This is a genomic window from Congzhengia minquanensis (genome assembly GCF_014384785.1).
Classification (GTDB): Bacteria; Bacillota; Clostridia; order UBA1381; family UBA9506; genus Congzhengia; species Congzhengia minquanensis.
On the sequence record NZ_JACRSU010000001.1, the window covers coordinates 32,341 to 51,455 of the forward strand.

A 19,115-nucleotide genomic window follows, 5' to 3' on the forward strand; every position below is an offset into this window, starting at 1 on the left:
TCTTTTCTTTATATTTATTTTTCAATCCAATTTTCATCTGTGCTGGCAATTTCAATGTTTTTGACCAGCGGTTTCACGTTTGTTAAATCGCCCCAGATAAACACTTTTGCCATCGTGGGCACACCCGTATATGCAATATTAGCAGTAATCAAATCGGCGTTTGAAACAGTACTCTGATAAATTCCTACCAGTTCTTTCGCGTCGTTATACAGAGCAACCATGGCGGTGCCAGTGTACGGCGCGTCAAAATATGCGTCAACTGCCGCAGTGTTTGATGTTTTATCTACTACAACAGAATTTACACCCGATTTTGCCAGGCTGATGGAATAGAGCCTGTTAACACCCGGTATGTTTGCCGATTCTGCGACAATTTTAAAGGTGTGACTGCCAGCTGTTAAATAGATTTTTTCTGCTGTGGTCTTTAAAAAGCTTGACCCGCCGCTGAACGGCACAGGTACATTTACCGCTTCCCCACCGTCAACACTGAGCGTATAAAACGCATTGGGCACAGTTTCGCTTGCTGCATGGTCTTTAATATATGCGCTGAAGTCGTAATATCCGTCGCTTTCTGCAATGAATGTGTAGGTATATGCCAGGCCATTCATGAATACGGTGCTTCTGCAGGATTTCCCGTCAATTATCTGTTCTCCGCCCTGTCCAAACTGATTGATATAAGACCATCCGGAGTTTTTCGGACCATCTGCAGTAGCGTCCCAAGCACGGATAATCACCTCATTGGTGCTTCCAACTTCCGGGTCCATTCTGCTTACCCAAAGCTGATTTACAATGCTCATAAAATTCTCATCATCTGTTATCTCAACAGGCGGTGTGGTGGACGATGTGCTCTTATAACCGTTATTAAACTTTAAGGTAAAGGTATGTTCACCTTTATTAAGCTGCACACCATACATAATTAATTGACGGTCAATTACTCTGTTGTACGAAACGTTGGTATTATCGTAAAGCGGCACTTTATCGCTGTTTGTGCCATTGCTTTCAATATATTTATGCATAAAGCCTGTCAGCGGTTCCGAACCGTCATCTACATAAATATCAAAACCGCACTGAGGGGTTAAGGAGTTCATATAGACCGTATAAAGCCCGTCCTTTTGAATATTAATGGTATATTTAATTTCGCTCCCTGCTCCAAATCCCAGAGATGTGCCCTCATTTGCTGCGCAGACATCTCCGGAACTAGACGTATAAGAAAACAGGTCAATTGCTGTGTCTCCCTCTGAAGCAATGTCGGTGATAGCAGGATTCTGTGTTAATTTCTCGCGGAAAGACAGTGTGCTTATTTTAACACCATCAGTTTTCGAGGTAATGGTCAGCGTATGCTCGCCATCGGTAATTTCTTTATCTTCAAAAATCGTGCCATATTTCATCAGCGGCGTTTCCACTGGAGCTTCCGCGTCTAATACATATTCAATGGATGCCCCTTCAGGTACTTCAATTTTCTTAGCATACAGTTCCAAAGTCTTTACAGTGTCGCTTTTAAATTTGAGCGAAATAGACTCGCCATTGTTAATGGTCCAATATTTGTCTGCATTAATGGCTCCAGCGCTGCCGGCAAAAAAAGGTTCCGTAGCAAAGACAGGCGCACTGGTGTCTGAAACATCTAAAACAGACATGTTGTTTGCTTCTGTTTGCAAGTCGAACTTAATTGCACCAATGTAAGCTCCTTGCTGCGAACCGGCAGTTGAAATCTTTAAAGTATGCCTTCCACCGCTCAAATAAAACTGAGATGTAGTTTCAAAAAATTTTTGTCCTGCCGGTTCAACTTCCTTTGAAAAGGAGGTAATCAAAACACCGTCTAACGAAAAGTGATTTTGAATAATTTTTGTTCCGGAAAAGCCATATGTTCCGGTATAAGTAGTAATCGCATAAACCCCTGGAGTTTCCACATCTAACGTATATTCCACCCAACTGGTGCCCGGGTGCATGGAACGATACTGCGAGTCTTTTCTTGCAAGGTCAACTGCAGCATAATTGCCCACAAGCGTATATTCAGGGTCAATTGCAGTCGCGCCTTCAAAAGAAGCAGGGATTCTGACAATGGCAGCATTGTCCGTAATGCTCGTGTTCGTAATATCTGCCGGAGAAATAGCTGTTTTATCGTTAATAGGAAGATCCAGACACCTGAAATCAACAGAATATAAGGGCGCCAAATCCGCCGAAGGCGTGATTTTTACGGTATACTCCACACCTGCGGTTAGGTCAAAATTTCTCGGGGAAGCGCCTGCAGCCCCGTTGATCCGCTCAAGCACTGGGTTTATGCCTGCCATCTGACTGTGATACAATGCTTTATAGCTTGGCACATCGTAAATCACGCCGTCGGAATCTTCAACGGAAAAGGCGATGGTGTTAGAACTATCGCTAACCTGAAACGACTGTGGTCTTAAAAACCAAGCAGAATAGCTGCCCGTTTTCTGGGGCGTAAAGGTAAACGAATATTCCTCTCCGGCCAAAACCGTTACTCCGCTTGCCGGTTCCCCGTCGGTTGTTGTTGTGAATTCAATTCGGGAAAAGTTGGTGTCTGCGTCTACCTGTTTGACACTAACTGTGCTTTCCGCGCTAACCTGCACGGCACAGGTTGCCAAAACCATTATTAAGGATAACAGCATGGCAAATTTCTTTTTAACATGAAATTCCATAAAATCTCTCCCTTTCTTATTTATTGAATTTAGTTTATTGTATCAAAAATTTAAAATAAAAGCAAGTAAATTTGTGCATTTTATTAAAAGAAAAGAAATATTTTTTACTAAAACTTTACAAAACGCCAAAATTTTTCATAAAATTTAAATTTCTTTTTTTCTTTTACATTATTTTAACATATTATATCTTTCAGTTTTTACAAAAATAAAAGATAATAGTATTGTCAAACAGACGATTGCACAAACTACTTATAAAAAGGAGAAATGATTTATGAAAACAAAAAAATTTTTAGCAGTTTTAATTTCAGGTATTTTAATGGCGGCTCTTCTTTCCGGCTGCGGCACAAATAAAGGCGGTGACAATTCTGCAGCGAACACCGCTGGAACAAATTCAGAAGCAAAGCTTTCCGGCACAATCAAAATGGCAGGCTCCACTTCAATGGAAAAACTGGCCAATGCACTTTCAGAAAGTTTTATGGCAGAAAACCCCAAGGTGTCCGTCACAGCAGAATTTATTGGTTCTTCTGCCGGAATTGAGGCCGTAACCTCTGGTTCTTCCAATATTGGCAATTCCTCAAGAGCTTTAAAGGACAGTGAAAAGTCAGCAGGGATTGCAGAAAACATTGTGGCAATTGACGGTATTGCGGTCATTGTTAACAAAGGCAGCGCGGAAGAACTGACAAAAGACCAGCTCGTCAGCATTTATAAAGGCGAAACAAAAAACTGGAGCGATGTTGGCGCGTCCGGCGGCGCAATTGTAGTGGTAGGACGTGAAGCCGGCTCCGGCACACGGGATGCATTTGAGGAAATTCTTGAGTTAAAAAATGAATGTGCCTATGCAAATGAATTAGACAGCACCGGCGCAGTGATGGCTAAGGTTGCTTCAACTCCCGGCGCTATTGGGTATGTTTCGTTAGATGTTTTAGACGACTCTGTAACTGCATTGAAAATTGATGGTGTAGAGCCTACCGAACAGAATATTAAAGACGACAAATATTTGTTGTCAAGACCGTTTATTATGGCGACAAAAGGCGAAATTTCTCAGCAGAACGAACTGGTAAAAGCATGGTTTGACTATATTGAATCCGATGCTGGCCAAAAAATTATCCAAAAGGTGGGTTTAATCACCGTAAAATAAGGACCGGTGCAGAATGAGCAATCAAACGTCAATCATAAACAAAAATAATAAAAAATCCGTAATTGAGAATGCGGCAAAAATAATATTTACCGCATGTGCATTGGTTGCAATCTGCGCCGTATTCTCCATTACGTTATATATGATTTTAAATGGACTTCCGGCCCTTCAAAAGGTCGGTATCACCGAAATTCTCTTCTCCTCGGTATGGAAACCAACGGCCGCCGCCCCCTCCTTTGGAATCCTTTACATTATCCTTACATCCATTGTCGGAACTTTTGCGGCAATCTTAATCGGCGTTCCCATTGGAATTCTAACTGCGGTATTTTTGTCAGAAGTTGCCCCGCCAAAGCTCATTGCCGTCGTAAAACCTGCGGTTGAGCTTTTGGCAGGCATTCCTTCCGTCATTTACGGACTTTTGGGTATTATGATTTTAAATCCCTTGATGTATAAGCTGGAGCTGAAACTGTTTGAAGGCAGCACAACGCACCAGTTTACCGGTGGTGCAAACCTGATTTCCGCAGTTTTGGTGCTGGCAGTCATGATTTTGCCCACCGTTATTAATATTTCTGAGGCTTCCCTGCGGGCGGTGCCGGGATATTTAAAATCAGCGTCACTTGGATTGGGCGCCTCAAAAATACAAACTATTTTTAAAGTGCAAATCCCCGCTGCAAAATCGGGAATTATGACCGCGGTTGTCTTAGGAATAGGCCGTGCAATCGGCGAGGCTATGGCAATCACCTTGGTTTCTGGCGGTTCTGTTAATCTTCCTCTGCCCTTTAATTCCGTCCGGTTTTTAACCACGGCAATCGTAAGTGAAATGGGATATTCAGAAGGCACGCACAGGCAGGTGCTGTTCACAATCGGTCTGGTTCTGTTTCTGTTTATCAGTCTGATAAATCTCGGACTAACCAAATTTTTAAAGAGAGGGGATTTAAAAAATGGATAACTCTCTCACAAAAAGAAGAAAACGTGTATCAGATAAAATATTATATTTTTTTATTTACCTTTCTGCGGCATTTTCTGTGTGTTTGCTGGCAGGCATTATCATTTACGTCTTTGTTAAGGGGCTTCCTGTGGTAAACTGGCAGTTTCTCACCACAGTTCGAAGTGCACTGGAAGAAACGGAAGGAATTGCCGGGAACATTATAAATACGCTTTATATCATTGTAATAACCCTCATCATCGCAACGCCCATTGGCATTGGTTCGGCCATTTATTTAAATGAATATGCCAAACCGGGAAAATTTGTGAGAATGATTGAGTTTACAACAGAGACCCTGGCAGGCATTCCCTCCATTATTTTCGGACTGTTCGGCATGGTGTTTTTCGGAAATACGCTGGGCCTGGAATATTCTATTTTAACCGGCTCACTGACGCTAACGCTCATGGTATTGCCGCTGATTACCCGAAACACCCAAGAGGCCTTAAAAACCGTTCCTGCTTCCTGGCGCAGCGGCGCTTTGGGACTGGGTTCAGAAAAATGGCACATGATTCGTACCATTCTGCTTCCCTGTGCAAGTTCTGGAATTATCACAGGGGTAATTCTGGCAATCGGCAGAATTGTGGGCGAATCGGCGGCGCTCCTGTTTACTGCAGGTTCCGGATATCTGCTTCCCCGCTCTGTCTTTTCAAAAATATTTGAATCCGGCGGAACCCTTACAATTGAGCTTTACTTAAGTATGTCAAAGGGTGAATATGACATTGCGTTTGGAATTGCAGCCGTATTGGTAATTATCGTGCTGTTAATTAACTTTTTAACCCACGCCGTTACCAAAAAGAACGACATTACAAGGAGAATGAACAATGGGTAAGATTGATGCAAAAAACTTAAATCTGTTTTACGGCGACAACCATGCGTTAAAAGACGTAAACATAAGCCTTCAGGCCAATTCCATCTCCGCTCTGATTGGCCCTTCCGGCTGCGGAAAATCGACCTTTTTAAAGACGCTGAACCGCATGAATGATTTAATTGACAGCGTAAAAATAACAGGCGAAGTTCGGTTAGACGGCGAGAATATTTACGACCCGAAAGTGGACACAACGGTTTTAAGAAAGCGTGTTGGCATGGTGTTTCAACAGCCAAATCCATTTCCGATGAGCATTTATGACAACATTGCCTATGGCCCGCGCATTCACGGTATTAAAAACAAACACGAGCTTGATAAAATTGTGGAAGAAAGTCTGCGCGGCGCTGCCATTTTCGATGAGGTAAAAGACCGGCTGAAAAAATCTGCCTTAGGCCTCTCCGGCGGGCAGCAGCAGCGGCTTTGTATTGCCCGGGCGCTGGCTGTTTATCCTGAAGTTCTGCTTATGGACGAGCCAACCTCTGCCTTAGACCCCGTATCCACCTCAAAAATTGAGGATTTAATGGAAGATTTAAAAAAGAATTATACCATAGTAATTGTAACCCACAATATGCAGCAGGCCGCCCGCGTATCCGACTACACCGCGTTCTTCTTGGTGGGTGAAATTGTGGAATTTGATACCACAGACAATATCTTCTCCGCACCAACCGACAAACGGACAGAAGACTATATTTCAGGGAGGTTTGGTTAATGCGCATTAAATTTGACGAGCAGTTAGAAATTTTAAACAACGAACTGACAGAAATGGGATTTTTAGTAGAAAAAGCGATTACAAGCGCGGTTGACGCGCTGCGCAAAAACGATAAAGATTTGGCACAGCAGGCCATAGCGTTCGATTCGGAAATTGACCAGAAGGAAAAGGACATTGAGGCGATTTGTCTGCGTCTGCTGCTGCATCAGCAACCTGTGGCAACAGATTTAAGAAAGGTTTCCTCCGCTTTAAAGATGATAACGGACATGGAGCGCATTGGCGACATGGCCTCGGATATTTCTGAAATCACCATGATGGATTCTGAATTGCTCGCCGTCAGCAATTTAGAACACATCAGCCAAATGGAAAAAGAAACCATTCAAATGGTGAACGAAAGCATTAAGGCCTTTGTAAAAAAAGACATTCAGCTGGCGCAAAAGGTGATTGATGACGACGACATTGTAGACGCATTGTTTGAAAAGGTTAAATCTGATTTAATTGAAATTATGCGAACGGATGTTTCCGTTTGCAACGGCGCTGTTGACCTTTTAATGGTTGCAAAATATTTTGAGCGTATCGGAGACCATGCAACAAATATTGCCGAATGGGTTCTATTTTCTATTGAGGGAACACATGTGGAATAGTTTCAGTTGAAATAATAATAATAAAAGGGCATTGTTTGCCCTTTTATTTTTATTATTTATTTGATTTTTTAGCGCAATTCTGATATAATGACTTAAATTAAGATCGATTCGTTAAGGAGAAAACAATATGATTACATTTGAAGATATTAAAAACAACGAAGCCGTTCGGACATATATCGCCCAAGCGGACAAATCGCTGGTTGCGCTGGGCTTTACCGAGCATAGTTTTGCCCATGTTACAACCGTAGCAAACACGTCGAAATATATTTTAGAAACCCTGGGCTACCCTGCTCACGACGTAGAGCTTGTGCAGATTGCCGCCTATCTTCACGACATTGGAAATTTGGTAAACAGAATTGAACACTCTCAGAGCGGCGCAATTTTAGCATTCCGAATTCTGGATAAAATGCAAATGCCGGCGGAAGATATTGCACTGATTGCAACTGCAATTGGAAATCACGATGAGGGCACCGGCGTTGCCGTAAACCATATTGCCGCCGCACTAATTTTAGGCGACAAGACCGACGTGCGCAGAAGCCGCGTAAGAAACCAGGATTTTACCTCCTTCGATATTCACGACAGGGTAAACTACTCTGTGAAAAAATCCGTTGTGAAAATCAACGAGGAAAAAACAATTATTAAGCTTAAATTATTTTTAGATAATCACTTTGGTTCTATTATGGACTATTTTGAGATTTTTATGGACAGAATGATTCTTTGCCGCAAGGCAGCGGAAAAGCTGGGACTGGAATTTAAGCTGATTATTAATGAGCAGCAGTTAATTTAAGGAGTGACGGAAATGAAACTTACATTGCTCGATGCCGAAACTCTGGGCGGCGACTTAAACTTCGATTTGCTGAAAGAATTTGGCGATATCGTTGTGTTCCAAAACACATTGCCCCATGAGGTTGCAGAACACATTGCAGACAGCAACGTGATCATTATTAACAAAATAAAAATAAATGAACAAAATTTAAAAAATGCTCATGACCTGAAGCTAATTTGTGTTGCCGCCACAGGTTATGACAACATTGATTTGGCATATTGCAAAGCGCACGGTATTGCTGTGTGCAATGTGGTTGGCTATTCCACACACAGCGTTGCACAGGTAACGCTTGCAATGGCTTTGTCGCTTTACACCCATTTGCCGGAATACAGCGCGTTTGTAGACTGTGGGCAGTATTCAAAAAGCGGTGTTGCAAACCGGCTTACCCCCGTTTATCACGAGCTGTTCGGTAAGGTTTGGGGCGTTATCGGCCTGGGAAACATAGGAAAACAGGTGGCGCGCACAGCAGAGGCTATGGGCTGTCGCGTAATTGGCTTTAGACGTACCCCGGACGAAGACTATCCCTGCTGCGCCCTTGATTATTTATTGCAAAACGCAGATATTATATCCGTCCATTTGCCGCTGAGCAAGGAAACACGAGGGTTAATCAATGAAGAAAGAATTGCGTCCATGAAGCGAAATGCCATCTTCATCAACGTGTCAAGGGGAGCCATAGCAGACGAGACAGCCTTGGCAAAAGCAATTTTAGACAAAAAAATCGGTGGATTGGGAATTGACGTATATTCGGCGGAACCGTTTCCTGAAAACCATCCATACACTGCCCTGCTTGATCTCCCAAACGTTTGTCTTACACCCCACATGGCCTGGGGCGCATTGGAAGCCCGACAGCGCTGCCTCAATGAAATTGTACTCAACATCAAAGCATTTTATAGCGGTGAGCACCGCAACCGCTTGGTTTAAAAAAGGAGGTTTTTAAATGTTTATCGACCATGATATGCATATCCACACACACTATTCCCCCTGTGCCGACGCTACGGCCACAGCTGAACACTACATACAAAAAGCTCACGAGCTGGGCCTGAAAAAAATTGGTTTTGCCGACCATATGTGGGACAGCGCTGTGGAATGCACAATTCCGGACTATCGAAAGCTGACCTATGAGCATATTTCGCAAATTAAGGAAGAGGTCAAGGCACTAGATGCCGGCGGCATTGAAATTCTTTTTGGCTGCGAAACAGAATGTGATAAAAACGGAACGGTGGCTGTCAGCGAAGAAGTTGCCGAACAGCTTGACTTTTTAATTGTACCGCAGTCGCACACACATCTCACTATGCCCAAAGATTGTTATGAACCCCACCGGAAACACGCAGAATTTATGCTGGAACGGTTTTATAACATAGTTGAATCACCTGTAAGCAAATATGTCACCACCATTCCACACCCCTTTTGTGCGGTAGCCTGCCCCTATGACAATCGGGAGCTAGTCCGTCTGATTACCGATCAGGAGTTTTCCGACTGTTTTCGCGCTGCCAAAGAGAAAAACATTGCAGTTGAAATTAATGCCGGGGCGTTTGCAGGTAAATCAATAGGAGAAATTCGAACAGATCCTATGCTTCATATGCTGAGCATTGCAAAGTCTGCCGGCTGCAAATTTGTGTTCGGTTCCGATTCTCACAGAAGCACGGGACACGATGGTTTTTTTAAAAACTATGTGATTGCCTGCCTGTTAGAATTAAAACCGGAGGATATTGCAGAATTTGCAAGATAACAAAAAAGCGGCTTTAGCCGCTTTTTTTATTCTTGAATTAAATCTAACAATCCCAAATTACAGGTCGTGGTAAATGGTTTCATGTCTTCCCGCCGGAATTGATTCGCCCTGCGAAGCTCCTCGTCGCAAAAGTGCAGTGCAGCAAGACGCATGGGCAGCCATTCGCGCATAACACCTTTGTGTGCGTTAAGCTGTTGATGAGGCCATAGAAACGGATTAATATAATAGGGTTTAAAAAACGAAATACTTTTTTTTATTCCTTTCCCCTCTTTGGTTATAAAGTTCCATAAATCCACGCCCTTGTGATACGCCAGTTCGCAGGTAATTGCACATGCTTCGAGATTAAAAAGCGTATAAAAGTAGGAAATTGTCCGTGTCAGTTCGTCGCTGAACGCACCTTCGTTGTTTGTCTGATTTGGAATGACGTCAGTTCGATATTTTTCAAAACATTCGTTCATAAGTGCATCATCACCCGCAAAGGCACTGAACACCGCAGCCTGTGTATTCCACCAGTTGGCATGGTTGTTAAAATAGTTTTTCTCTTCAAGTCCTTTTTTGCTGTGGTTCATCCAGTAAACATAATCGCGGAACCAGTCTTTCACCAATTCTATTTGTTCTGTGAATTTGCCGGTTTGCTCAATGAGATTTAGTCCTGCAACAACTTTAATCAACTGTGCAGTATCGATAATGCCTATGCTTCGCCCGTCACAAATGCCGCGCACAGCCTGACCATACTCCAAATGGGGTGACATTTTTGTTGCTTTATTCACAAACCAAATTTCAGCCAGCGATACTGCCTTTTGCATATACTCATCACTTTCTAAAAACAAGCCTGCCTGGGCCAAACCAGCAATAACATCACTCAGCGTTTGCATATCCTCGAAATGATGGTTAAACCTATTCGGGTTTACCTCTCCGTCTCTCCGAATATATGGCCCTCCCGGATTTTTTTCATCCGGCCACCAATAAGGGCCTTCACTGAAGTAATCGTGAGAATTTCCGCTTGCGGCAGGACTTTTATGAAAGGTAACGCTTAAAGGCGGCGTTTGCATAAGCGTATCTGCTTTATTTTTCAAAGTCTGCTGCAGCTCCGAATTACCATTTAATTTTTCTTTTATATGAATAATATCTTCTGCTTTCATAAACAAGTAGGACATGCCGGCTACCAGCCTTTCTTAATTTACTTTATGGTTAAAATCAGATAAAATCTCCGAAATTTTAATCTGCTGCGGACAAACTGCTTCACAGCTCCTGCAGCCAATACAAGCCCCGGGCTGCTTGTCGGGTGTTAACGCCTGAAGCGCCATAGGCGCAATGAAAGCAAAATCTTTTGTAAATGTATGCTCATTATAAAGCTCCAGCAAATATGGAATATCCAGTCCCTGCGGGCAATGGCTGGTGCAATAGCGGCATGCGGTGCATGGAACAGTAGTTTTGCCTGTCATTTCGTCTGCGATTTGAAACAACACCTTTAATTCGGCCTCAGATAATGGCTGCTCAGTTTCAAATGTTTGAATATTATCCAAAAGCTGGGTTTCGTCAGACATACCGGAAAGAATCATTGTAACCTCCGGAATCGTCTGTAAAAAGCGGAACGCCCAAGACGGAATTTTTGCTTCCGGTCGAAATGCCTGCAGCATGTTTTCCTGCTCCTCAGACAGCCGCGCAAGCTTTCCACCGCGCAACGGTTCCATTACCCAAATCGGAATATGATATTCATTCAGTAGATCGACTTTTTCCTTTGCATTTTGAAATTCCCAGTCAAGGTAATTTAATTGAATTTGGCAAAATTCCATGTCGCTTCCATAGGCCTCAAGAAAACGTTTCATTGTTTCCAGTGTGCCGTGTGCAGAAAATCCAAGGTGGCGAATTCGCCCGTTTCTTTTTTGCTCCATTAAATAATCGTATGTTTTATATGTATCATTATCCAAGTATGCGTCAATGTTCAGCTCGCAAACATTGTGGAAAAGATAAAAATCAAAATAGGAAACCTGACACTTTTCAAGCTGTTTTTCAAAAATTTCCTCATGCCGGCCAAATGAAGACAGATCATATCCTGGAAATTTTGTTGCAAGAAAAAACGAACTTCGGTTATACTTTTTCAGCGCCTTTCCCATAAACCATTCGGAATTCCCGTCGTGATATCCCCATGCGGTATCGAAATAATTCACGCCGTTAGCAATGGCCTCGTCTACCATCTTTTGGGCCAACGCTTCATTAATATTTGCTTCAACCCCGTTCACGGTTGGCAGGCGCATGGCCCCAAATCCAAGCATGGACAGACTTTCTCCCTGAAAATTTCGATAAATCATTTTTATCCTCCTCAACATTGTTAGTTCAAAATATACATTGTGAAAAAGACAGGCCATAAAGGCCTGCCACATTTAAGAGTGTGCTTCAATGTTACACTCTTTTGATAAAAATTTAAATTATTCATAGAAAAGATAGGTATTCTTACCGCTTTGCTTTGCTTGATAGAGCGCTTTATCCGCTCTCATAAAGAGTGTTTCAAACCTCTTAGTTTCCTCTGTTGCAAAAGCTGCGCCAATCGTACAGGTTACCTTTAAGTCATTCTGTTCTTTAATTTTTTGGGAAGATATTTCTTGAAGTATGCTTTGCAATTTTTCCTCAAGCTGTTTCCGCCCCCCGTGAAATTCTTTCAGGAATACGACAAATTCATCCCCGCCATATCTACCTAAAATATCTGTTGCTTGGAACGTCTTTTTAAGGCTATTTGAAACTGAACAAATAGCAGCTGTTCCGGTTTGATGCCCGAAACTATCATTAATTGTTTTAAGATTATCCACATCTATAACCAGCATTGCACTTTCTAAACCTTTGTCAGAAGCAAGTATATCGCTTATTTTTTGTTGCACGGTACCGCTGTTCAGGAGCCCCGTCATACTGTCAAACATGGCAAGGTATTCCTTTTCAAGTTTCAGTGCCTCATACTGTTGTACGATTCCGTAAACCAGAAGTATAAACAGTTCGGTTATAATGTAGGACACAGAAAGCAATTCAAAATTACGCGGAATAAATTTTTCTACAAGCCATATTACAGTGTTGCAAAGAGTTGCCGAAAGCAAGAATATTGCGTGCAAATAGGAAACAATTCTCTTTTTGCATATTGCATAAATGACAACAGATAGTTGCGCGATCATATAGGAAATGAGATAAACAAGGTATATTTTATGTAATATCCCATATTCTCTTACAATTTTTGTAAAACCTTCTGATTGATCAATTTCAACGGTTTTATAGTAGATAGGAAGGATTCCAGGGCTTGCAGCAATAAACAAAACTACAATACTGATTATAATTAGTGTGGGATTCAGCCATTTTGGACGGTCTATTTTACAAATAGTCAATAACATCATCAATAGAAAATAAGGCAAAAAGACTTGCCCTAAATAGGAAAGACGATTTGCATTTAAGGCAAAGTTCAGGCTTGGCGCAATGGATATTAAAAAATACCCCAAATTTGCCAAGAAAATTGATATGAACAGCAACAACAAATACTGATCTTTTTGTTTATCAACTAAAAGGCATATACCAATTAGAATAAATGCAATAATGGTTATTGTTCCATATATGGCTGACACACTTTATCCCTCCAATGCTAAAAACGGTTTATCAATCATTCGGAGATTGCCGCAATGGGGTTATATACATACTTCGGAAGGGTACGCTTAAAAAGGTGTATAAACCATAAATTTGATCGATAGATTCAATAATATATGTATATTGTATCATATTTATTTCGTCTTTTCAATAAATAGTCGAATACGCCCCCAAAAAACAATATTCTTGAGGATTTTGTTTCATATTGTCTTGGTGGAGCATAGGGGATTCGAACCCCTGACCCCAACACTGCCAGTGTTGTGCGCTCCCAGCTGCGCTAATGCCCCATTTACTTTATAAAAAATTTAACTGAAAACGACCTGCCCCACGGCAAGTCGTTTTCTTGGTGGGCCTTCAGGGACTCGAACCCGGGACCTACCGGTTATGAGCCGGTTGCTCTAACCAGCTGAGCTAAAGGCCCAAATGGTGACCCGTACGAGAATCGAACTCGTGTTACCGCCGTGAAAGGGCGGTGTCTTAACCGCTTGACCAACGGGCCACAAAAGCCTGTAACCCGTTAAGGTTACAGGCTTTCTGAATTGGTTGCGGGGGCCGGATTTGAACCAACGACCTTCGGGTTATGAGCCCGACGAGCTACCAGACTGCTCCACCCCGCGCTATTCACAACAAAGCTATTATAGCATATATATAATTGGTTGTCAATAGTAATTTGAAAATTTTATGCTATTTTTTATTCTTGGTTTCACGATTTTGTAAAACAACATATGATAGTAGTAGAAACATCAATTTTTAATATGAATGGAGATGACAAAATGTATATTCATGTCGTTCAGCTGGGGGATACTTTATGGAGCATTGCGAACCGTTACGGCGTTTCCACGCAGCGCATCATTTTGGACAACGGTTTAAATGCACAACCCTTTTTAGTTGAAGGTCAGGCGCTTATCATTTTGGTGCCTGAAATCATACATACCGTGCGCAGAGGGGATACACTTGCCTCAATAGCCTCAGTATACAACACAACAGAAATGGAACTTCTTCAGAAAAACCCAAATTTAATTCAAAACCGTCAGCTACGCGTAGGGCAACAGATTACAATTCGCTTTCAAGGCGGCAATGAGCGAAACGTTTATATTAACGGTTATGCATATCCATATATCGACCGGGAAATTCTCACCAGAGCACTTCCCTACCTTACAGATCTGACGCTGTTTAGCTATGGATTCACAGAAACAGGGGAACTTATTCCCATAGACGACCAACCGCTCATAAATCTTGCCTATCAATATAAAACGGCGCCTATTATGCTAATTTCCTCCATCACTGAAGACGGTAATTTCAGCGGTGAAAAGGCAAGTCTTTTGTTCAATGATTTACGGCTTCAAAACACGGTGATTAACAATATGATTGCAGTAATGGATGAAAAGGGCTATCTTGGACTGGACATTGATTTTGAATATGTAAATCCTGAGGACGGCGAGGCGTTCATCGATTTTGTTAGAAACACCACTGAAAGAATGCATCAAAACGGTTATCGCGTTAATGTCGACCTGGCGCCGAAAACATCATCAAACCAGGAGGGGCTTTTATATGAAGCACATGACTATGCCAGACTGGGTGCCATAGCAGACACCGTGCTGATAATGACATATGAGTGGGGATACACTTACGGCCCGCCGCTTGCTGTGGCCCCTCTCAATAACGTGCAGCAGGTGGTAACCTATGCTGTTTCGCAAATTCCATCCAATAAAATCATGCTGGGAATTCCGAATTATGGATATGACTGGAAGCTGCCTTATGAAAAAGGCGTTACCCGTGCTACCAGCATAGGAAATGAAGAAGCGATTCGCATTGCGGCAGAAAACGGCGCAACCATTCAATTTGACGAAATTGCCCAATCGCCTTTTTTTGAATATTACGCAAGAGATAGAAGCAAACACATCGTGTGGTTTGAAGACGTACGTAGTATTTTAGGAAAATTTAACCTAATTTCTGAGTTTGCTTTGCGGGGCGGTGGATATTGGAATGTGATGCGGCCGTTTTCACAAAATTGGGCACTACTAAGCCAAAAATTTAAAATTCAAAAGGTTGTGCAATAGTCTGTATTTATTTTTTTCGGAATAACCGTTGGATTTTGCACGCGTCAAAAGCCATCCGTATCAAAAGAACCCTGCAGAACAAAATCTGCGGGGTTCTTTGTTAGCGTGTGTTAGTACTTTCTCCAAACCATTTTATTTACAACGCCTGTGTAGCTTTGAATTAGTTTTACAACCTTCGTTGAAACATTTTCGTCGCTATAATCCAGAACAGGTATGCCAAAATCGCCATTTTTATTCATTTCCACAGCAGTATAAACCGCTTGCAAAACCTGTTCGGTTGTAATTCCAGCCAATACAAAATTCCCTTTGTCAAGGGCTTCGGGCCGCTCTGTGCTTGTGCGAATGCACACAGCAGGAAACGGGCTTCCAATCGACAGAAAGAAGCTGCTTTCTTCAGGCAATGTTCCGCTATCTGATACAACTGCAAATGCGTTCATCTGCAAATTGTTATAATCATGAAAACCCAAAGGTTTGTTTTGAATAACATTTTTGTGAAATTTTAATAATCATCGTAATCACCTTTACCTTCAATCAGGGTAAGGCAGTACGGATACATTGCATCAGCCACGGATTTCATCTCTTCCCGACCGTTGTCCTGTCTGAAGCTCCTCATGATCTCATACTCCTTCGGTATCGGCATCATCTGTTTGATTGTAACTTTTTCAGAACTCATTAGCGGCATTAACATCGTCTTTCAGTTCAGCGCAATAAGACATCCAAATCCGGTAACATATTTAAACTGCTGGGCAATACCTTCAGATGACAGATACGTTAGAATATGATCATGTATAAAATTTTTGTCGTTTAGTTCAGAGAAACCATCTGTATTACCTGTAACAAAATAAATTATCTTCTGATTGTATTTCCACATACTTTTTAATGTGAATCAAGGTTTCTGTAATCAAAAACCATTTTAACAACATTGAGCAACTCGGTTTTATAATCAACCCGATTTTTCTGAAAAGCAGTGTATGCCTGAGACAATGATAACTTTGATTGTTTTTTAGCCTGCTTAAGGTCAAGTCCATCAATTGAATAACAAGAGACCCCATATGGACTATCAATCGCGCCCAATGTTTTTTGAATATTCTTTCCTACCTTGTTGAGTTCTTTTTCTAAATACTTAAAAGTCAAGCAACTTTATAAAAATTTCAGAAGTGCGCTGGATACATTGTTTCTTCGATCAACAACCATATCCAAGATAATGTTTGTATCAAGAAGAATATATTTCATTAGAATCTGCCCCTCTATTCAAAAATAAAGACCAATACAAAGCGTTCATAGCTCTCCGTGCAGTTCGTAGACATACACTCCATTAACTATCAATTTCTTAAAGCTCTCAACGAGCGCAAGCTTTATCTTGAAAGATTTCAACGCAATAATATGCCTGGATGTCACTGTAAACAGCTTTCATTTTCTCCACACCATTTTATCTACAACGCCTGTATAAGACTGAATAATCTTCACCACTTTTGTAGAGACGTTCTCTTCAATGTAGTCTGGTACTGGAATACCGTTATCGTTGTTAGCGACCATATCCACAGCCGTAGAAACCGCCTGAATGAGGTGTTTTGTATCAATACCGGCTAAGATAAAGCACGCCTTGTCTAAAGCCTCCGGTCGTTCTGTAGATGTTCTGATACACACAGCTGGGAATGGATGTCCAACAGACGTAAAGAAACTTGACTCTTCGGGAAGAGTCCCGGAATCTGATACAACAGCAAAAGCATTCATCTGAAGACAATTATAGTCATGGAATCCCAGTGGTTCGTGCTGAATCACACAAGGATCCAATTTAAAGCCCGTTGCTTCCAGACGTTTCTTAGAACGTGGATGGCAAGAGTAAAGAATAGGAAGATTATACTTTTCCGCCAACGTATTGATAGCTGTGAACAATGACAGGAAATTCTTCTCAGTATCGATATTTTCCTCTCTGTGAGTAGATAGCAGAATATACTTTCCCTTCTCCAGTCCGAGTTTTGCGTGAATATCTGATTCTTCAATCTCCTTTAAATTAGCGTGTAAAACTTCTGCCATCGGAGAACCTATCACATAAACACGCTCTTTTGGCAGACCACACTCATGAAGATACTTACGGGCATGCTCTGAATAAGCCAGGTTGACATCAGAGATGATATCCACAATCCGTCTATTCGTTTCTTCCGGCAAACACTCATCCTTACAACGGTTGCCGGCTTCCATGTGAAAAATCGGAATATGCAGCCGCTTCGCAACAATCGCTGACAGGCAGGAATTAGTGTCTCCAAGAATCAACAGTGCATCCGGATGGATGGTATTCATCAGCTTATAAGAGCAATTGATGATGTTGCCGACCGTTGCTCCGAGGTCATCTCCCGCTGCGCCCATATAGACTTCCGGATTATCCAGCTTGAAATCATGGAAAAACACGCCGTTTAGATTATAGTCGTAGTTCTGACCCGTGTGAGCTAGAATCGTATCGAAGTAGATGCGACACTTGTTGATCACAGCGGCTAAGCGTATAATTTCCGGTCGTGTGCCGACAATGATTAAAAGTTTTAATTTTCCATTTTCTTTCCAGTGAATGTCACTGTAGTCCGTTCGTATGTTCAATTACTCCACCTCCACAGGCTCACCAAATGTATCCGGATGATTCGAATCAAACTGCTCATTCGCCCACATGACTGTCACAAGGTTCTCTGTATCCGACAGATTGATAATGTTATGGGTATATCCAGGCAGCATATGAACCGCCTCTATCTTCTCACCTGAAACCTCGAACTCGATAACTGGGTAAGGATTCCCGTTCTCATCCACACCAATCTTCCGCTCTTGGATCAATCCATGGCCTGATACGACAAAGAAGAACTCCCATTTACTGTGATGCCAGTGCTGGCCTTTTGTAATTCCCGGTTTACTGATGTTAACAGAGAGCTGACCACAGGATTCCATTTTGAGAAGCTCTGTAAAACTGCCGCGATTGTCCACATTCATCTTCAGCGGAAATGATACTTTCTCCTTCGGTAGATAAGAGAGATACATTGAATAGAGCTTCATTGCAAAACTGCCCTCTGGTATCTGCGGCATCACAAGTGTCTGTGGCTGCTGTTTAAAGGATTCCAGCAGATCCACGATTTCGCCAAGGGTAACCTTGTGTGTGGTCGGCACATAGCAGTACCGTACATCTGTTTTACCAATAGCAGTCACCCCGTCAAATTCACAGTGATTTTCCTCTCCATTCAGAGCCAGCAATATTTCTTCTACGAGATCATCGATATAAAGCAGTTCTAATTCCGTACTCCGATCATTCACCTGTATCGGTAGATCGTTTGCTATGTTGTTGCAGAATGTCGCCACAGCAGAATTATAATTCGGTTTGCACCATTTACCGAAAAGGTTCGGGAAACGATAGACGAGGACTTTTGCTCCTGTCTCTTTGCTGTAGTTGAAAAATAATTCTTCCACTGCGAGCTTTGATCTTCCGTAATCCGACTGTCCGTACCGACCAATCAGTGTCGCCTGGATAGAAGATGAAAGCATCACAGGGCAAGTATTGTTGTATTTCTTCAAGGTATCAAGCAGAGTAGACGCAAAACCAAAATTACCTTTCATAAATTCGGACTGGTCTTTCGGTCTGTTCACGCCTGCCAGATTAAATACAAAATCACAATCCTTGCAAGCGGATTCTAAGTCTTCCTGCGTGGAACTAATGTCATAGGAAACAATCTGTAAATCTGTAGGATTGTCTAGTCCCTTTATTTTATGTACTCTGTCTTTCCCATCTCGGATACACTCAAGACTCGCCACGAGATTCTTTCCGACAAAGCCTTTTGCACCGGTCACTAATATCTTCATAACTCTGCTCCAATCATATTTAACCTTTCAATTTATCCGTTAACCATTTTCGC

The 19,115-nt window shown here is 42.0% G+C and carries 15 protein-coding genes, 4 tRNA genes and 1 pseudogene; 9 read left to right on the top strand and 11 right to left on the bottom strand.

Annotated features, from left to right (window positions below):
- Window positions 1–14 precede the first annotated feature (14 nt).
- Window positions 15–2,654 (bottom strand): carbohydrate-binding protein, encoded by a 2,640-nt coding sequence (locus tag H8698_RS00185; RefSeq protein ID WP_249310486.1) that lies wholly within the window; start codon window positions 2,652–2,654, stop codon window positions 15–17.
- A 271-nt stretch (window positions 2,655–2,925) separates the two neighbouring features.
- Here H8698_RS00185 and H8698_RS00190 point away from each other — a divergent pair, with 271 nt between their 5' ends.
- The 8 genes from H8698_RS00190 to H8698_RS00225 all read left to right on the top strand — a co-directional run bounded on the left by H8698_RS00190 (window position 2,926) and on the right by H8698_RS00225 (window position 9,547).
- On the top strand, window positions 2,926–3,792 hold the full coding sequence (locus tag H8698_RS00190; RefSeq protein ID WP_177680601.1) for a phosphate ABC transporter substrate-binding protein: 867 nt from the start codon (window positions 2,926–2,928) through the stop codon (window positions 3,790–3,792).
- Window positions 3,793–3,805: 13 nt separating this feature from the next.
- Complete coding sequence (gene pstC, locus H8698_RS00195; RefSeq protein ID WP_249310488.1) at window positions 3,806–4,738, top strand: phosphate ABC transporter permease subunit PstC; 933 nt, start codon at window positions 3,806–3,808, stop codon at window positions 4,736–4,738.
- Window positions 4,731–5,603 (top strand): phosphate ABC transporter permease PstA, encoded by an 873-nt coding sequence (gene pstA, locus H8698_RS00200; RefSeq protein WP_249310490.1) that lies wholly within the window; start codon window positions 4,731–4,733, stop codon window positions 5,601–5,603. The genes pstC and pstA overlap by 8 nt, the downstream gene beginning before the upstream one ends.
- Window positions 5,596–6,348, top strand: a complete 753-nt coding sequence (pstB, locus tag H8698_RS00205) for a phosphate ABC transporter ATP-binding protein PstB (RefSeq protein ID WP_249310492.1) — start codon at window positions 5,596–5,598, stop codon at window positions 6,346–6,348. Before pstA ends, pstB begins: the two co-directional genes overlap by 8 nt.
- A complete protein-coding gene (phoU, locus tag H8698_RS00210) occupies window positions 6,348–6,992 on the top strand; it encodes a phosphate signaling complex protein PhoU (protein ID WP_177678167.1) in 645 nt (214 codons plus the stop codon). Before pstB ends, phoU begins: the two co-directional genes overlap by 1 nt.
- A 127-nt stretch (window positions 6,993–7,119) precedes the next feature.
- Entirely contained in the window at window positions 7,120–7,779 is a 660-nt protein-coding gene (locus H8698_RS00215; protein ID WP_177678162.1) for an HD domain-containing protein, read from the top strand.
- 12 nt (window positions 7,780–7,791) lie between these two features.
- The gene (locus tag H8698_RS00220) at window positions 7,792–8,739 is read left to right on the top strand and encodes an NAD(P)-dependent oxidoreductase (protein WP_249310494.1); all 948 of its coding nucleotides are present in this window, start codon (window positions 7,792–7,794) and stop codon (window positions 8,737–8,739) included.
- 16 nt (window positions 8,740–8,755) lie between these two features.
- Window positions 8,756–9,547 (top strand): PHP domain-containing protein, encoded by a 792-nt coding sequence (locus H8698_RS00225; RefSeq protein ID WP_249310496.1) that lies wholly within the window; start codon window positions 8,756–8,758, stop codon window positions 9,545–9,547.
- A gap of 26 nt (window positions 9,548–9,573) precedes the next feature.
- Here H8698_RS00225 and H8698_RS00230 read toward each other — a convergent pair whose 3' ends face one another.
- From H8698_RS00230 to H8698_RS00260, 7 genes are all read right to left on the bottom strand, one after another.
- Entirely contained in the window at window positions 9,574–10,704 is a 1,131-nt protein-coding gene (locus H8698_RS00230) for an alginate lyase family protein (protein ID WP_249310499.1), read from the bottom strand.
- A gap of 18 nt (window positions 10,705–10,722) precedes the next feature.
- On the bottom strand, window positions 10,723–11,859 hold the full coding sequence (locus H8698_RS00235) for an aldo/keto reductase (RefSeq protein ID WP_249310501.1): 1,137 nt from the start codon (window positions 11,857–11,859) through the stop codon (window positions 10,723–10,725).
- A gap of 117 nt (window positions 11,860–11,976) precedes the next feature.
- Window positions 11,977–13,149 carry a diguanylate cyclase domain-containing protein gene (locus H8698_RS13350; RefSeq protein WP_249310503.1) on the bottom strand — a complete coding sequence of 391 codons (1,173 nt, stop codon included), beginning with the start codon at window positions 13,147–13,149 and terminating at the stop codon, window positions 11,977–11,979.
- Between the two features lie 230 nt (window positions 13,150–13,379).
- A tRNA-Ala gene (locus H8698_RS00245) sits at window positions 13,380–13,455 on the bottom strand.
- 57 nt (window positions 13,456–13,512) lie between these two features.
- Window positions 13,513–13,589: transfer RNA gene (locus H8698_RS00250), tRNA-Ile, on the bottom strand.
- A 3-nt stretch (window positions 13,590–13,592) separates the two neighbouring features.
- Window positions 13,593–13,667: transfer RNA gene (locus H8698_RS00255), tRNA-Glu, on the bottom strand.
- A 41-nt stretch (window positions 13,668–13,708) separates the two neighbouring features.
- Window positions 13,709–13,785: transfer RNA gene (locus H8698_RS00260), tRNA-Met, on the bottom strand.
- 156 nt (window positions 13,786–13,941) lie between these two features.
- On the opposite strand from H8698_RS00260, the gene H8698_RS00265 reads away from it, so the two are divergent.
- Window positions 13,942–15,228 (top strand): glycoside hydrolase family 18 protein, encoded by a 1,287-nt coding sequence (locus tag H8698_RS00265; RefSeq protein ID WP_249310505.1) that lies wholly within the window; start codon window positions 13,942–13,944, stop codon window positions 15,226–15,228.
- A 110-nt stretch (window positions 15,229–15,338) separates the two neighbouring features.
- Here H8698_RS00265 and H8698_RS00270 read toward each other — a convergent pair.
- The 3 genes and pseudogenes from H8698_RS00270 to H8698_RS00280 form a co-directional block, all read right to left on the bottom strand.
- Window positions 15,339–15,713: pseudogene (locus tag H8698_RS00270) on the bottom strand (UDP-N-acetylglucosamine 2-epimerase); the annotation flags it as partial.
- A gap of 925 nt (window positions 15,714–16,638) precedes the next feature.
- On the bottom strand, window positions 16,639–17,820 hold the full coding sequence (locus tag H8698_RS00275) for a UDP-N-acetyl glucosamine 2-epimerase (protein WP_249310507.1): 1,182 nt from the start codon (window positions 17,818–17,820) through the stop codon (window positions 16,639–16,641).
- A complete protein-coding gene (locus tag H8698_RS00280) occupies window positions 17,821–19,062 on the bottom strand; it encodes a polysaccharide biosynthesis C-terminal domain-containing protein (RefSeq protein WP_249310508.1) in 1,242 nt (413 codons plus the stop codon).
- Window positions 19,063–19,115: the final 53 nt, after the last annotated feature.

What these genes read in the sequence shown, in the direction of transcription:
- H8698_RS00190 (WP_177680601.1), top strand. Translation starts at nt 2,926, where the DNA reads ATGAAAACAAAAAAATTTTTAGCAGTTTTAATTTCAGGTATTTTAATG.
- pstA (WP_249310490.1), top strand. Translation starts at nt 4,731, where the DNA reads ATGGATAACTCTCTCACAAAAAGAAGAAAACGTGTATCAGATAAAATA.
- H8698_RS00280 (WP_249310508.1), bottom strand. Translation starts at nt 19,062, where the DNA reads ATGAAGATATTAGTGACCGGTGCAAAAGGCTTTGTCGGAAAGAATCTC.
- H8698_RS00235 (WP_249310501.1), bottom strand. Translation starts at nt 11,859, where the DNA reads ATGATTTATCGAAATTTTCAGGGAGAAAGTCTGTCCATGCTTGGATTT.
- pstC (WP_249310488.1), top strand. Translation starts at nt 3,806, where the DNA reads ATGAGCAATCAAACGTCAATCATAAACAAAAATAATAAAAAATCCGTA.
- pstB (WP_249310492.1), top strand. Translation starts at nt 5,596, where the DNA reads ATGGGTAAGATTGATGCAAAAAACTTAAATCTGTTTTACGGCGACAAC.
- H8698_RS00215 (WP_177678162.1), top strand. Translation starts at nt 7,120, where the DNA reads ATGATTACATTTGAAGATATTAAAAACAACGAAGCCGTTCGGACATAT.
- H8698_RS00185 (WP_249310486.1), bottom strand. Translation starts at nt 2,654, where the DNA reads ATGGAATTTCATGTTAAAAAGAAATTTGCCATGCTGTTATCCTTAATA.
- H8698_RS00265 (WP_249310505.1), top strand. Translation starts at nt 13,942, where the DNA reads ATGTATATTCATGTCGTTCAGCTGGGGGATACTTTATGGAGCATTGCG.
- H8698_RS00230 (WP_249310499.1), bottom strand. Translation starts at nt 10,704, where the DNA reads ATGTCCTACTTGTTTATGAAAGCAGAAGATATTATTCATATAAAAGAA.
- H8698_RS00220 (WP_249310494.1), top strand. Translation starts at nt 7,792, where the DNA reads ATGAAACTTACATTGCTCGATGCCGAAACTCTGGGCGGCGACTTAAAC.
- H8698_RS00225 (WP_249310496.1), top strand. Translation starts at nt 8,756, where the DNA reads ATGTTTATCGACCATGATATGCATATCCACACACACTATTCCCCCTGT.
- phoU (WP_177678167.1), top strand. Translation starts at nt 6,348, where the DNA reads ATGCGCATTAAATTTGACGAGCAGTTAGAAATTTTAAACAACGAACTG.